The following is a 13378-nucleotide window of genomic DNA, read 5'->3' as shown; positions in this document are numbered from 1 at the left end:
TAGACTGCGATCCTACTTTAAGTTAGAGTCCGATATTCTACACGTTTGTATAACGAATTATACACGTCTGTATAATTGATTCTACACGTTTGTATAATTCGTTATACAAACGTGTAGAACTCGGTAAGTCTTATTGAAGTACGATTGAACACTAACATAAAGTATGGTTGACACCTAACTTAACCAGCTATCACACTTATCCTTAGACATCAATCCTAGTGAAAAAGCGCATCCAAACCATCGAGGCTAATCCTCTCATCAGTAGGAAAGTAAGGAAGGCAAGCCACAATGCCTCATTAGCAAGATTCCCCCTAAACCCTAAGTAAACAGCGAAGAACGATAGCATGGCAATGACCGTTGAAAAGAGCATACCCTTCGTGTCAGTAAGTCCGATGAATACTCCATCAAGGATGAAAGCCGTCACACCTACAACTGGTATCAAGCAAGCCCAAGGCAAGTAAGGTCGTGCCGCCTCAACGACAGCGGCATCATCCGTAAGAAGATGTAAGAATCCTGTTCCACCTATCACATATAACCCCGTGAACATTAGGGTCATCAAGCCGCCAAACGCAAACAAGCGTCGTATCGTAATTCGCAATCCTTGCTTATCTCCAGCACCATAATACTTGCCACTCAAGGCTTCTCCTGCATAAGCAAAACCATCCATGACGTAAGAGAAGATAGTGAACAAGGTCATCAACAGCGTGTTTACAGCCAACAGCATTGTACCTTGTTTTCCTCCCGCCGAAGTAAAATAGAAGTTAACGGCTATCAAACACAAGGTGCGAAGAAAGATATCTTTATTGACAAGAAAGAAGTCAATCCACGCTCCTTTCACGGCAAGAATGTGAGTCAAGCTAGCCCAAGTAGACTGCCCTAAGCTCGTTACTTTTCTCGCCTTATTAATCTTACTTACACGCTTCCATGCACTTAATAATGCCACCAGAAAACCAATCCATTGAGCGAGCAACGTTCCTGTAGCTACACCTGTTATCCCCCACCCCAAGGCAAACACTAAGGATAAAGAAGTAAGAATATTCACTATATTCTGTAAGATGGCTACTACCATAGGTGTACGTGTGTCCTGCATCCCAATGAACCAACCTGTCAACCCGTATAAGCCCAACATTGCTGGTGCGCCCCAGATAACAATGCGGAAGTAAGTTGCAACATAATCCCACGAGGCTTCAGGCGTATTCATCAGACGTAATAAGCCCCATTCCAATCCTCTTTGAGCAAGGATGAACGATAAACCGAAAGCAAGTCCAATGGTTAAGCTACGCACCAATATACCAATACATTCCGCATTGTCCGCACGTCCAAAGGCTTGAGAAGTCATCCCACTGGTTCCCATTCTTAGGAATCCAAGTAACCAGTACATCACATTGAAAATCATTGTTCCAACGGCAATCGCACTGATATAGGCTTCATTGCCAATATGCCCCACCACCATAAGGTCAACTAGTCCTAACAGCGGCACCGTGATATTACTCACAATGGAAGGTAAGGCTAGGCGGAGTATCTCCTTATTCTTATCGTCCAATCGCATCATTGTTTCACTCACGAATATAGTCTTTCGCTACAAGGTCGTAATATAAAGCTTCCAACTCAGCCAAGGATAAACGTTCTATGGAATGTTCTAACACGCGGATAAGCTCCATCCGACGAGTTTCATTCTCTACTCTATCAAAGTTCATAAGATTTCTTTTCTATATTATATCGTTGATTTTCCTACTAGAAGGGACAACATGACATACTAACTTACATTGCTATATACACGCAGAATGAGTCGGCAAAAGTAATTGAATTAATTGTGAATTCAAAAGATATTAGGTAATTTTGCGTACATTAATGTATTATTAAACCATCATGGGAAAGAAACAGGAATACAAGCAAAAGAATGAGGAATATCTGAAAGAAGTTAGTCAGCGGGAGGGAATAAAGGTTCTTCCTCATGGTATTCTTTACGAGATAATAAAAGAAGGGACGGGCGAAGGAAAGGTGCAGTCACGTTCTATCGTGACTTGTAATTATCGTGGGAGCCTCATCTCTGGTAAGGTTTTCGATGATAGTTGGCAAAGGGGAGTGCCAGAGGCTTTCCGTGTTAACGAATTGATTACAGGCTTTCAAATAGTTCTATGCGCCATGCACAAGGGGGATCATTGGCGTGTTTATATCCCTTATCAAGACGGATATGGTACGAAAAGAGACGGGGATATACCTGCCTTCTCTACACTAATCTTTGAGATTGAACTCATTGGGATAGGTTAAGAACGTAGAGCGGAAAGTAATCTTCAATTAGCTTTTTAAAATACAATGCCTATGCTGATTAAAACTTTCATTGGTTCTTGCATTGCGTTAATATCCTTCTGTTCTTGCAATTCAAAGTTGACTGTCGGGAACATGGCAGGAGAATACCACTATATATATAAGGTGGGAAAGGGGATGAGTGGGAGTTGCCGTCTAGCACTACGTAAGGACAGCAGTTTCAGTTACTCAGAACATTTCGACCTCATGTATTCAAGTGGTAAGGGAGTGTGGGAACTAAAGAAAGACACAATAACCTTAATGTTTGACAATCCGCCTTATAGCATTTACGAGGCACTAGCAGGCGGAGAGACTTATCGTGGAACTTGGACTGTGCCCGTCATAAGAAGAAACAAAGTGCAAGTAAAGAATATTATACTCGTTAAGAAGTTGCACTTAACGAAGAAGTCATCTTGTCTTGAGATGAAGAAGAATGATTAATTCACATTCGGATATACGTTGCACCTTATCATCAATCGGCACAAAAAAAAGACTCTCATCATTGAGAGTCTTTTTTGAGGTGCCTAGCGGAATCGAACCGCTCTACATGGTTTTGCAGACCATTGCCTAACCTCCCGGCCCAAGCACCATTGTTGTTAGCAAAGGAGTATCTTGCTTTGCGTGTGCAAAGATAAGTACTTTATTCGGTTTAACCAAACTTTTCAAGATTTTTTTCAATGCCGCATAAGAAAATCATCCTTACGTTGCATTGCTCAATACTACTTAAAGGGTATTAAAAAGAGGACTTCAGTTAATGGTTAACTTGCGAAGTCCTCCGTTTCTAATTACTTAAAGCATACAGGCTTCTTGCGCCCTTTCAACTTCCGCTTAGCTTTGAGTTGGTCGTGGATAGCACATCCGGCGCAACCATGACAAGGGTCTTTGGCAGTTTGAAATGTTTGCCAAATTCTATAACCCACATAGGCTAGAGCCGCAAGAAGAACTATTGCTAAAACAATATATTGCCACATATCCTCCTCCTTCTATCTCTTAAACAGGAACGTTCGTATCATCCTCAGCAAATGGATCTTCAGAGAAGTTTAGCTCATCCTCATCAAACCATTTAGAGAGTTTCTCCTTTGCTTTATCCTTTAAGTTTTCGTCAACTTGACTCCAAACCTTCCCTAAAGCATAGAGAAGAACGGCGAGGTCGTCAGCCAAACCAGCTATTGGTATTGCATCGGGAACAACATCTATAGGAGAGATCAGATAACCCAAAGCCCCAATGATGATGGCTTTGTCTTTCAATGAGACCTTGTCACTCTGCATGAGATAATAAAGAATCAAAGCTATATAAACCAACTTAGCTCCTGCTCGCTTGGCTATGCGTTGTATCTTCTCAATGAAGTTCTGCTGTGAGAACTTGTCCTTGTATTTCTGTAAATCAGGTATTTCCATATTACAATTACATTAAAATTATTACTTAAAGGCTATCACTTTGTCAACGTATGCTTTAGCTTCTGGATAATCTTGATTAGCACGACGAACACGACTACGAACAACTGCCTTCATGATTACTCTATAGATTAAGAAGAGCACCAAACCGACAGCTATTGCCGCCAAAACATTCCACACGCCTTTGAAAGGTAGTGAGTCGTCAGGGAAACCAGACATTACGAGGATTGGCAAACATAATAAGATGCCAGCTACAGTATAACGTGAACGTTCGGTTCCCTCGCTATCTAAAGCTGCTTGATAATCAAACAAATAATCTGAAAGAACCTCTTCGCTAACCTCTACTGGACGTTGAGGGAAACCTGCTTCATCCTTGTGATTTCTTATCTTATTCTCTACAACGTGCTGGAAGTCATCCACTACAGTTACATATTGTTCTTCTAAATCTTTCATGATTAAACTTGTTTTTTAGCTAATGTCACACTCTCACCCACGCTAATCTTCTATAAAGGAAGATTAAAGGAGCATAATTGATAAAAAAGATAAAGCAGTGTTCCTATAAGCCGGGTTCCGTCTCTTCCTCATCTTTCGATAAATAGGAAGATGCCTGTCATTTATCTAGTTTACAAGTCACCTTGTAACTCAAGCATTCTACCCTCCGTTGTGCTAACGCTTGGGCGGGCAGCCCTCAAACAACGGTTTACATGAACTTGCAGCTCCTGAACGGTACAGCCAGACGATCACCCGCCTGCTGGTAGTCTCTTACACTACCTTCTCACCCTTACCACTATTAGAAGTGGCGGTCATTCTCTTCTACCTTCATCTACTGTCACCAATAGCTTCTACTTTCGGAAGCAGGATGCCCTATGCTGCCCGGACTTTCCTCTCGTACCTTTAAAGGATACCAGCGACAGAGCCGGAACACTGCCTTATCAGGGTTACAAAGATACTATTAAAACATGGAACGGGCAAAATATTTTGATTTTTTTCATATAAGTAGAAGGGCTCACAAACTATAACTACATTGCATATCACTATTCAATAGCATAAGAAAAGAGCATATTCTTTATCTTTAAAGGTACTCTTTTCTTATGAAAGAAAGCACCTTTTATAACCTTACAAAGCATCTTGTAATATACTTCAAATTGTCTGTTGATTATCAGGATGTTATAACCTTAGTTTAAACATCCCTCCTTTTTCTCCTTAGAAAATCATATATAATAAAGATATCAAGTCCTTTGATGATACTTACAAAGACTTAGAATCTATGGTTATAATTAACTAACTTGAAAGAATAAACAATGAATTGAATAAGAGATAACAGAAAAAAGCATTGAAACTGAACGAATGTAAATTTATCAATTCTTCTAATTAAGAGCCGTTAAGTAGCGAAATTAAAGTGTTAAAATCGGATAAAGATAACTGACAAAATAACCGATTTACACAATTTGCACCTATATTTGCATCCACAAAAGAAGTCTGATGGACATTCCATACAATGCCAATTTGACAGATAACAAAGTTACTAATAAATAAAAGAATAAGTATATGAAGAATTTATCAAAGTATTTGACTGGTGCAGCATGTGTTACTGCTCTTGCCTTTTCCACTGGTGCTTTCATCAAAGTATATGCAGCTGAAGCACCGGTTGTAGCTCCAGGTCAGCCAGTAGACCTCACTTATGCAGCAGAGAAAGCACTGCCTGCTGTAGTGCATATTAAGTATGTACAAAACTCTAAGACACAGACAGTAGACGTTCAAGATGACCCATTTGGAGACTTCTTCGATCCATTCGGTTTCTTCGGCAACCCTAATCAAGGTAACGGAGGTTCACGCAAACAGAAGATTCAAACACCAAAGAAAGAGGCAACTGGTAGCGGTGTTATTATTTCATCAGATGGATATATCGTAACGAATAACCACGTGGTTGAAGGTGCTGACGAATTGACAGTTACCTTAAATGACAATAGAGAGTTCTCTGCACGTATCGTTGGTACTGACAAACAGACAGACCTTGCCTTATTGAAGGTAAATGCAAAGAATCTCCCTACTCTACCGATTGGTGACTCAGATAAACTAAAAGTTGGAGAATGGGTAATCGCTGTTGGTAACCCTTATAACTTAAGTTCTACTGTTACAGCTGGTATCGTTAGTGCAAAATCTCGTGGCTTAGGAGCTTCTCAAAATGGTATCGAGAGCTTCATTCAAACTGATGCAGCTATCAACCCAGGTAACTCTGGTGGTGCACTGGTAAATACACAAGGCGAACTGGTTGGAATCAACGCAATGCTTTACTCACAGACTGGTTCTTATAGTGGTTATGGTTTCGCCATCCCAACAACTATAATGAATAAGGTGGTTGATGATATTAAGAAGTATGGTAGCGTTCAGCGTGTAACCTTAGGAATTCAAGGCGGTGACGTTCTCAACTATATCAACGCACAGAAGGAAGATGGTAAGAATGTAGATCTTGGAACGAATGAAGGTGTATATGTTGCCGAAGTAATGTCAGAGGATGGCAATGGTGCAGCTCTAGGCTTGATGAAGGGTGATGTTATCACAAAGTTTGATAACCAAAAGATCACACGCATGTCTGAACTTCAACAGGCACTCAATGGAAAACGTCCTGGTGATAAGGTTACAATAACCTATCTACGTAATAAGAAAGAAATTACAAAGACAATTACATTGAAGAATGCGCAGGGTACTACAAAGATTATCGAGCAAGCTGATATAGATGTTCTTGGTGGTCAGTTCCGCCCAGTAACAGAGGCAATGAAGAAGCAATTGAACATCAACTATGGACTTGAAGTACTGAAGGTTAATAACGGTGCGTTGAAGTCTGCTGGTATCAATCGTGGCTTCATCATCCAAAATGTCAATGATAATATGGTTAAGAGCATTGACGACTTACAAGGTCTCGTAAAGAAGGCTTCAACCAGCAAAGATCCAGTACTCTACATACAGGGTATTTATCCAACTGGCAAGAAAGCATACTTCGCAGTACCATTAGGTGACTAAGCTTTTAGCTATAGTCTTTTGAGACAATAAAAGATAATCCTCCTTTCTCCTGAAAATAACCATGAGAAAGGAGGATTTCTATCTATAATAAGGTAATATTTTCTACGTTTTATTTGTTCAGCTCATTGAATTTACGTAAATTTGCCATCACTTTAGTTAATGCCAAACAACATGAGACAATTGAAAATCACAAAATCGATTACGAATCGAGAGAGTGCTTCTCTTGATAAGTATCTTCAAGAAATCGGTCATGAAGAAATGATTAGTATTGAGGAGGAAGTTGAACTTGCTCAGCGAATACGAAAAGGTGACCGTAAGGCTCTTGAGCGGCTAACTAAAGCCAACCTACGCTTCGTTGTCTCTGTGGCAAAGCAATATCAAAATCAAGGATTATCGCTCGCCGACCTTATCAATGAAGGTAACTTCGGATTGATAAAGGCTGCTGAGAAATTTGATGAGACGCGCGGTTTTAAGTTTATCTCTTATGCAGTGTGGTGGATTCGACAGAGTATCTTACAAGCTATTGCAGAACAAAGTAGAATCATTCGATTACCCCTCAATCAAGTTAGCTCGGTCAACAAGATAAACAAAGTGCTAAACAAGTTTGAGCAAGAAAACGAACGAAGACCAAGCATAGATGAGATAGCACAGGATACAGATATTCCTGAAGAAAAGATAATTGAGGCTTTTAAAGTAAACACACATCATATCTCTGTTGATGCTCCTTTTCATGATGACGATGAAAGTAGTTTATTGGATGTTATTCCGAATGATGCAATTCCATCTACTGACAAGTCTTTAGTGGAAGAAAGCTTACGAGCAGAGATTGGTAGAGTGTTGGATATCCTCGAAGATAGAGAAAAGAAAGTCATTGAGGCTTACTTCGGTATCAACCAACGGGAGATGACCTTGGAAGAGATTGGAAGTAAATATGGACTGACACGTGAACGCGTAAGACAAATAAAAGAGAAAGCAATAAGACGACTACGTCAACAAACAAATAGTAAAATACTCAAGGCTTATCTTGGGCAATAATATTAACATAGAAATAAGAAAATGAGACTTCGCCAACTATTAATCGTCACAGCTCTTCTTGTGGGATGTGTAATTAACGGTAATGCAAAAGGATATAGACCAGCAAAGATTTATATGTTTGGGTTTGCTGCTTCTTTTAACGATTCAACTGTCTATCTAACGGATATTCAAACAGTAAATGCGTACTTGGTAAACAACAGAACAAAGTTCTTGGCTAATCGTGAAGACTATTCTTATCAATTACGCAACTATTTACAAAGTAATGGTTTGGAGGCTTATCCTACTTGTATAACAATGTTCGCAGAGAACGAGAAAGATGCTACAAGGAAGTATCTTAAACTAAAAGAACGTTACGAGAAATCGAAAAAGAAATACTCCATCAAGAGTTTAAAAGATAGTCAGTTTAAGTACACGCCTGTTGAACCCGACCAACAATCATAAAATGGACGTAAACAACTTTAGAGTAGCTGACCTTGATGTACAGATTACATTCCGTGATACAAGTATCAACGGAATGCACTTGTTACGCTCGTTTGAACCTTTTAGAGTCAAGGAAGAATCGGACAAACCTTTCTTTCGTCTTATTGTTGATGACTCAATAAGACCTGTACCCAAAGAGCAACGCAAACGTATTCGTGCCTTTGACACTGGTAATGGAGATACCATTGTTGATCGTGTTGAAGACGGAAGTTATCAATACATCATCAAAGATATTAGTGGTGCTGATTGTTGCTTGCTTAAATGTAATAAGGATTTCAGCGAATGTTATTGCGCCTTGAATGGCAACACCAATATGCGTACATTCGGTCTTAATAATGCACTGATGCTCATCTTTGCATTTGCGGGTGCTCAAAGAAAAGTCTTGCTTATCCACGCCTCCTTAGTACGCAATAATGGTTATGGATATGCTTTTATAGCAAAGAGTGGAACGGGAAAATCAACACAAGTCAGCATGTGGTTGCGTCATATTCCAGGTAGTGATCTCATGAATGATGATAATCCCATTGTGAGACTTATTGATGGAGAAGCATGGATCTATGGAAGTCCTTGGAGTGGAAAAACTCCTTGCTATCGTAATATTAAAGCTCGCTTAGGCGCAATCACACGTATAGACCGAGCTAAAGAGAACTCTGTCGACAAGCCCTCTCCTATTGAAGCATTCGCTTCTCTCCTCCCTTCTTGCTCTAGTATGAAATGGGATTCAGCCATCTACAATGCTGTTTGTGATACTATCACTAAAATAGTTGAGACTGGTCGTATATATACTCTCCACTGCTTGCCAAACAAAGAAGCAGCGGAGGTTTGTCAACGCGCAATAGCAATTAAATAAGGAATGTCGACTAAAAAGCCAATCCTCACAACGACAGAGATTCAATTTGCAAATGCCGATTTAATCCCGGAAGTCGTTAAGATCTTAAACGAAGGACATAATGTAACTTTGCGTCTTCGGGGATTCTCTATGCGTCCATTCCTTGAGAATGACAGAGACAAGGCTTTACTGGTAAAACCTTCAAGTATAAAGGTTGGCGATCCAGTCCTTGCCGAGATAGGTCCAAAACATTTTGTTCTGCATCGCATTGACCAAATAGACGGAGAGAATATCACGCTTCGTGGTGACGGAAATCTCGGTGTTGAACATTGTAAACGAGAGAACATTGTTGGTGCAGTCATTGGTTTTTACAGAAAAGGACATAAGACCATGGATCGTACTGACGGGTGGAAATGGAAGTTATATAGCAAACTATGGGTAGGTTTACTTCCCTTTCGTCGCTATCTCCTTGCCGCCTATAGGCGATTGTGGATTCCATTGTTCGGACCAATCTAAGCAAATGACAAAGTTCCTTTCTCTATCCAATCAAACAAATAAGGCTAAGACATTAACTCATAATAAGTAATCAACAATAATGAAAGTAAAGAATGGCTTTAACCTCCGTGAAGTCTGCGGAGAAAATATCATAGTTGCAGAAGGAGATGAGAATATCGACTTCAGCAATATCATCTCTATGAATGAGAGTTCGGCTTACTTATGGCAAGAAGTGCAGAAACTAGACAACTTCACCATTGATACTCTCACCCAACTCCTTTGTGAACAATATGAGATTGATGAAGAAACAGCTAAAAAAGATGTAACAACACTTGCTACACAATGGGCTGCAGCTGGAATCATTGAGGGTGAAGATATGCCTGAGGTTAAAGTAGAAGAGCAATTTCACAAAGAAGATATCAATCTTCAAAAGGAGGAAATAACGAAATCAGAAGAGAAAAAGAAAGGTTTCTTTAAGCGTATCTTTGGATAGATAAGGATTAGACTCAAGCCAGACCAAGACTAGCTTATATATAATAACGACTCATTTACATTCCCATTCGAAAGTAAATGAGTCGTTATAGTCTTTCTTATATCACCACTATTTGCTTAGGTATATAAAAAAACGACCCGCACATTTGAGCATCGTTGAGAGGCTTGGCGGGTTCTCGCACTGCAAATATACACAAATTACACAAACATCTTTAAAGAAAGGATTATAAACTAGACGTTTTAATCAAGATAAATTGTTTTGAACATAGAATTGTGTTCCTCTGTCTAAAACAAAAGCCTCACCCCGTTAGGCGCCCCCCTCTCTGAAGGAGAGGGGCTGGGGGTGAGGCAGTGTACCACGGAAGCGAGAGAACCAAATTAATACACTAGTTTTGAAAGACATTAATTTCACAATTAATATAATCGATTGTCTTATTACAGAACGATTGATACCCTGAATCAATCTAAAAAATGCTCCCGTGGTATAAAAAGAAAGCCTCCTAAAAGGAAGCCTCCCCAAGCCCCTCCGAAGGAGGGGATGTCCTTATTGCATACAGTTTGAAATAGCCAAATATATATGAGCGGACTTAGGGACATCCCCTCCTCTGAAGGGGCTTGGGGAGGCTTTCTTTTGTGGAGGGGGTATTACCCTGCCTGTGGTCCTGTGTGGTCTTCACTCCCCTCTCCACTCGGAGAGGGGGCGGGGGTGAGGCCTTGTTTTCTCCTCGCAGGATTATCCACATCCACCTGCAACTCCTTCAATGCCTTACGCACCGACTCTTTCCAAGTCAATGTCAACTTCGGAGCTTTAAGGCTCTTGGCGCATACATCCTTCTCGTTTTCTTCCATCTTCGAGGGAACGTTCACACGCAAAGAGAAGATATCGCCGAGGTCTAAGCCTGTCCCCATGCGTGCACAGTCCAAGATAAGGTTACGAAGCGTAATAATCACGTTACGTGCATCACCCTCCGTTAATGAAGTCTCACGAACAATACGTTCCAACACCATTTCGGGTGAAATCTTCTGTTGACCTTTCGGTACGGCGATATACACCGTCTTACCCTTCATTTTTCCCATTGTTGCCTTACGAGGTGCAACTTTGAATTCAATCATTTTGATCTGGTTTTTAATTAAACATTAGATTAATATATCAACATCATTTTGATGCCTTTTTCGTATGTTTTATACCCAGCAGTTGGGTCGTCTTGTACCCAGCTGCTGGGTAGCGTCGTACCCTGCCCGTTGGGTAGACCCCTACCTATTCGCTGGGTACGATCGTACTTCTTCGCTGGGTATAACTCTACCCATTCGTTGGGTACAAAAACAGACTACGAACAATCGCAAGGACTACTCGAATGCTCCGACCCTGTTCCCCTGCCAGCGGCTGCTGGAGGTATAACCGACGTTTCCACTGTGATCGAAGGTCAGGCAGACTGCGCCCGCCGACACCCCCCTAGAAGCACTAGACGACCAATAGTAGCCGTATATGCCAATTCCTTGCAGTTGACCTTTGTAGTAGTAACCCAAGGCGGGCAGGTAGAAGTAATTGCCTGCGTCAGCTGCATCGGGGAGGGTGCTAGATGCACTCCTACCTAGGGTGGGAGTGCCAAATTCTTTTCGCCAATCACGTCCAACGAGTGCTGTGTTAGCGTTGAATCCGCTTATGTATGCTTTCTTCTTAAACCACATACCACCTTTGTATAAATGCCCCATAGATGTCCAAAGTTCATCTGCATCCCACCGAGGATCACTTGTGACGTACCACATTATCTCGTTGGCATTAGGGAGAGTGCCGCATGAATGGGTGGCATTGAAGAAAGGGGAACCGTTGCCCTCGTTATAATAACGTGAATCACTATTACTCTGCGCGTAATTTGGGGAACTGTTACCATCTGGTGTTGGCTGACCTGTGTTTCCTGGCAAATGCTTTGTCCATTCGTAACCATACCAATATTGCTGCTGTGCATCCCACATGTAGTAATGATCGCCGTCGTAGTTCTTGATTTGCAGATCAGCTTCCATGTTGACATATTCGTTCTTTGCAAAGGTGTGAGAAGGAATAATCTTGGTAATTGTTCCCTCTATTTGTGTCGCAACATCCTTTACCCAGTAACGGATTCTTAAAGTGTGTGTGCCTGGCTTGATAACCATGTAAGCACCATTGGTTGTTAGGCTGGCAGAAGTATTTGTCAATGGGAAACCATTTGGGTATGTACTACCATAGTCGCCTTTTGTTGTAAGTTCTATCTTATTTCCTGAACCTGTACCGGTCAATGCGCCTGTATTTGTCTCAGCGGTTGGATCAAGGGTATAGGTATCTGTAATATCGTTATCTGAAGTTACTTCAATCTTCGTGAGATAACAATACTTTAGTACATCATTGCTTGTATAAGGCTTAAAAACAAGGTAAGCAGCCTTGTGGTCGAGTGCAAACTCAAACTCGTGGCTTGTAGCGTTGCGTGTTGCTTTGGCTATACCGCAATCGCCTGATGCACCAAAGTGAGCTGTGGTATTAGGCTCTGTTTGTGTCTGATTCGCAGAGATGGTTACTCGGTCTTGATTACCATTCTTGCCAGGATAATAAACCTCGTATGAAGATTTGGCGGTGTATTTACCAGGCATTAAGAACTTGAAAGAGGCTGTCTTACCTGTTGGCGAGTTGCTGCTTTGCTTCCAATTGCCGCTATCGTCCTTAACCCAAATCTTATCGCCTGCTTCCCAATAGAATGTTCCATCTGCCTCCATGGTTGTACGTGTTGCTGGTTCGCCAGTGCTGAATGCGGTTAAGCCTTTATCGTCAGTTGTAGTCTTGCCGTTCTGTGCTAAATCATCGTTCGCACAAGAGGCAAAGGCTAGTGTTAAACCACACACGACAGTCAAAGACTCTAGTCGTGTGATGAATGAATGTCGTTTCATTGTTTTCTTCATTTTTTACTTAGTTCTCTTTGTTAATAACTCTCTTTTAGTCTTCCCAAGCGGAAAAATCGTCTTCGTTCTCATTGTCAGCTCCCTGCCATGCTGGTGCTTGCTTAGCACTGCTGATGGTTCCTCCAGGTGTTGCTGGGTTGTGCTGACCATTAAAAGGAGACCCCGCCATTAAATTAGTGGTTTCGTTTACCTGAACTATTACGCAATTAGGTGCAGAATAGTTCTTCTTTTCTTTCTTTTTCTCCATTGTTTTATTGATTAAAAATAGTTGTTATTTCGTGCTTAATTTCTCTATATTTCGGTTTAGGTACGGACACAAAAAAAGAACAAAGGAAACTTCTAGAAGTCCTTTGTTTACAGGGTTTGCGGTACGCTTCGCGCGCGCGTACGCGAGAA

Annotated in this window: 16 protein-coding genes, 1 tRNA gene and 1 other RNA gene; 8 read left to right on the top strand and 10 right to left on the bottom strand. The window is 41.1% G+C overall.

Features of this window, described 5'->3' with window-relative positions; genetic code table 11:
* Window positions 1-202: 202 nt before the first annotated feature.
* Together HMPREF9969_RS01125 and HMPREF9969_RS12960 are read right to left on the bottom strand one after the other, a co-directional pair.
* A complete protein-coding gene (locus HMPREF9969_RS01125) occupies window positions 203-1552 on the bottom strand; it encodes an MATE family efflux transporter (RefSeq protein WP_036894558.1) in 1350 nt (449 codons plus the stop codon).
* 4 nt (window positions 1553-1556) lie between these two features.
* Window positions 1557-1697, bottom strand: coding sequence for a hypothetical protein (locus tag HMPREF9969_RS12960; protein WP_009434072.1), 141 nt, complete (start codon window positions 1695-1697; stop codon window positions 1557-1559).
* Between the two features lie 172 nt (window positions 1698-1869).
* Between HMPREF9969_RS12960 and HMPREF9969_RS01120 the strand changes: the two genes are divergently transcribed.
* Both HMPREF9969_RS01120 and HMPREF9969_RS01115 read left to right on the top strand, forming a co-directional pair.
* A complete protein-coding gene (locus tag HMPREF9969_RS01120; RefSeq protein WP_009434107.1) occupies window positions 1870-2271 on the top strand; it encodes an FKBP-type peptidyl-prolyl cis-trans isomerase in 402 nt (133 codons plus the stop codon).
* Between the two features lie 51 nt (window positions 2272-2322).
* Complete coding sequence (locus HMPREF9969_RS01115) at window positions 2323-2748, top strand: hypothetical protein (RefSeq protein ID WP_232212629.1); 426 nt, start codon at window positions 2323-2325, stop codon at window positions 2746-2748.
* A gap of 77 nt (window positions 2749-2825) precedes the next feature.
* Here the strand turns inward: HMPREF9969_RS01115 and HMPREF9969_RS12735 are convergent.
* From HMPREF9969_RS12735 to rnpB, 5 genes are all read right to left on the bottom strand, one after another.
* A tRNA-Cys gene (locus tag HMPREF9969_RS12735) sits at window positions 2826-2896 on the bottom strand.
* Between the two features lie 196 nt (window positions 2897-3092).
* Window positions 3093-3278, bottom strand: coding sequence for a FeoB-associated Cys-rich membrane protein (locus tag HMPREF9969_RS01110; RefSeq protein ID WP_004382722.1), 186 nt, complete (start codon window positions 3276-3278; stop codon window positions 3093-3095).
* Window positions 3279-3297: 19 nt separating this feature from the next.
* Window positions 3298-3705: a YkvA family protein gene (locus HMPREF9969_RS01105; RefSeq protein WP_009434176.1), complete on the bottom strand. Its 408-nt coding sequence runs from the start codon at window positions 3703-3705 to the stop codon at window positions 3298-3300.
* Between the two features lie 21 nt (window positions 3706-3726).
* Window positions 3727-4155, bottom strand: coding sequence for a hypothetical protein (locus HMPREF9969_RS01100; protein WP_009434198.1), 429 nt, complete (start codon window positions 4153-4155; stop codon window positions 3727-3729).
* Between the two features lie 90 nt (window positions 4156-4245).
* Window positions 4246-4630, bottom strand: an RNA gene (gene rnpB / locus HMPREF9969_RS12275) — RNase P RNA component class A.
* A 620-nt stretch (window positions 4631-5250) separates the two neighbouring features.
* Between rnpB and HMPREF9969_RS01095 the strand changes: the two genes are divergently transcribed.
* From HMPREF9969_RS01095 to HMPREF9969_RS01070, 6 genes are all read left to right on the top strand, one after another.
* A complete protein-coding gene (locus tag HMPREF9969_RS01095; RefSeq protein WP_009434073.1) occupies window positions 5251-6723 on the top strand; it encodes a S1C family serine protease in 1473 nt (490 codons plus the stop codon).
* 171 nt (window positions 6724-6894) lie between these two features.
* Window positions 6895-7758 (top strand): RNA polymerase sigma factor RpoD/SigA, encoded by an 864-nt coding sequence (locus HMPREF9969_RS01090; protein WP_009434031.1) that lies wholly within the window; start codon window positions 6895-6897, stop codon window positions 7756-7758.
* A 21-nt stretch (window positions 7759-7779) separates the two neighbouring features.
* Window positions 7780-8199 (top strand): hypothetical protein, encoded by a 420-nt coding sequence (locus HMPREF9969_RS01085; protein WP_036894549.1) that lies wholly within the window; start codon window positions 7780-7782, stop codon window positions 8197-8199.
* Window position 8200: 1 nt separating this feature from the next.
* Entirely contained in the window at window positions 8201-9088 is an 888-nt protein-coding gene (locus HMPREF9969_RS01080; RefSeq protein ID WP_009434206.1) for a hypothetical protein, read from the top strand.
* 3 nt (window positions 9089-9091) lie between these two features.
* Window positions 9092-9583: a S24/S26 family peptidase gene (locus tag HMPREF9969_RS01075; protein ID WP_009434146.1), complete on the top strand. Its 492-nt coding sequence runs from the start codon at window positions 9092-9094 to the stop codon at window positions 9581-9583.
* Between the two features lie 79 nt (window positions 9584-9662).
* On the top strand, window positions 9663-10055 hold the full coding sequence (locus HMPREF9969_RS01070; RefSeq protein ID WP_009434195.1) for a PqqD family protein: 393 nt from the start codon (window positions 9663-9665) through the stop codon (window positions 10053-10055).
* A 644-nt stretch (window positions 10056-10699) separates the two neighbouring features.
* Here the strand turns inward: HMPREF9969_RS01070 and HMPREF9969_RS01065 are convergent.
* The 3 genes from HMPREF9969_RS01065 to HMPREF9969_RS01055 form a co-directional block, all read right to left on the bottom strand.
* The gene (locus HMPREF9969_RS01065; protein ID WP_009434120.1) at window positions 10700-11167 is read right to left on the bottom strand and encodes a DNA-binding protein; all 468 of its coding nucleotides are present in this window, start codon (window positions 11165-11167) and stop codon (window positions 10700-10702) included.
* A gap of 234 nt (window positions 11168-11401) precedes the next feature.
* Window positions 11402-12982 carry a fimbrillin family protein gene (locus tag HMPREF9969_RS01060; protein ID WP_009434087.1) on the bottom strand — a complete coding sequence of 527 codons (1581 nt, stop codon included), beginning with the start codon at window positions 12980-12982 and terminating at the stop codon, window positions 11402-11404.
* A gap of 34 nt (window positions 12983-13016) precedes the next feature.
* A complete protein-coding gene (locus HMPREF9969_RS01055) occupies window positions 13017-13229 on the bottom strand; it encodes a hypothetical protein (RefSeq protein WP_009433829.1) in 213 nt (70 codons plus the stop codon).
* Between the last annotated feature and the right edge of the window lie 149 nt (window positions 13230-13378).

Origin of the sequence: Prevotella sp. oral taxon 306 str. F0472, assembly GCF_000257925.1 — a bacterium.
In the GTDB taxonomy this organism is placed as follows: Bacteria; Bacteroidota; Bacteroidia; order Bacteroidales; family Bacteroidaceae; genus Prevotella; species Prevotella vespertina.
Note: the sequence above shows the minus strand (reverse complement) of the source record. Positions and strands in the feature narration are given on the sequence as shown.

What these genes read in the sequence shown, in the direction of transcription:
- HMPREF9969_RS01115 (WP_232212629.1), top strand. Translation starts at nt 2,323, where the DNA reads ATGCTGATTAAAACTTTCATTGGTTCTTGCATTGCGTTAATATCCTTC.
- HMPREF9969_RS01055 (WP_009433829.1), bottom strand. Translation starts at nt 13,229, where the DNA reads ATGGAGAAAAAGAAAGAAAAGAAGAACTATTCTGCACCTAATTGCGTA.
- HMPREF9969_RS01100 (WP_009434198.1), bottom strand. Translation starts at nt 4,155, where the DNA reads ATGAAAGATTTAGAAGAACAATATGTAACTGTAGTGGATGACTTCCAG.
- HMPREF9969_RS01110 (WP_004382722.1), bottom strand. Translation starts at nt 3,278, where the DNA reads ATGTGGCAATATATTGTTTTAGCAATAGTTCTTCTTGCGGCTCTAGCC.
- HMPREF9969_RS12960 (WP_009434072.1), bottom strand. Translation starts at nt 1,697, where the DNA reads ATGAACTTTGATAGAGTAGAGAATGAAACTCGTCGGATGGAGCTTATC.
- HMPREF9969_RS01095 (WP_009434073.1), top strand. Translation starts at nt 5,251, where the DNA reads ATGAAGAATTTATCAAAGTATTTGACTGGTGCAGCATGTGTTACTGCT.
- HMPREF9969_RS01090 (WP_009434031.1), top strand. Translation starts at nt 6,895, where the DNA reads ATGAGACAATTGAAAATCACAAAATCGATTACGAATCGAGAGAGTGCT.
- HMPREF9969_RS01065 (WP_009434120.1), bottom strand. Translation starts at nt 11,167, where the DNA reads ATGATTGAATTCAAAGTTGCACCTCGTAAGGCAACAATGGGAAAAATG.
- HMPREF9969_RS01120 (WP_009434107.1), top strand. Translation starts at nt 1,870, where the DNA reads ATGGGAAAGAAACAGGAATACAAGCAAAAGAATGAGGAATATCTGAAA.
- HMPREF9969_RS01085 (WP_036894549.1), top strand. Translation starts at nt 7,780, where the DNA reads ATGAGACTTCGCCAACTATTAATCGTCACAGCTCTTCTTGTGGGATGT.
- HMPREF9969_RS01105 (WP_009434176.1), bottom strand. Translation starts at nt 3,705, where the DNA reads ATGGAAATACCTGATTTACAGAAATACAAGGACAAGTTCTCACAGCAG.
- HMPREF9969_RS01075 (WP_009434146.1), top strand. Translation starts at nt 9,092, where the DNA reads ATGTCGACTAAAAAGCCAATCCTCACAACGACAGAGATTCAATTTGCA.
- HMPREF9969_RS01080 (WP_009434206.1), top strand. Translation starts at nt 8,201, where the DNA reads ATGGACGTAAACAACTTTAGAGTAGCTGACCTTGATGTACAGATTACA.
- HMPREF9969_RS01070 (WP_009434195.1), top strand. Translation starts at nt 9,663, where the DNA reads ATGAAAGTAAAGAATGGCTTTAACCTCCGTGAAGTCTGCGGAGAAAAT.
- HMPREF9969_RS01060 (WP_009434087.1), bottom strand. Translation starts at nt 12,982, where the DNA reads ATGAAGAAAACAATGAAACGACATTCATTCATCACACGACTAGAGTCT.
- HMPREF9969_RS01125 (WP_036894558.1), bottom strand. Translation starts at nt 1,552, where the DNA reads ATGATGCGATTGGACGATAAGAATAAGGAGATACTCCGCCTAGCCTTA.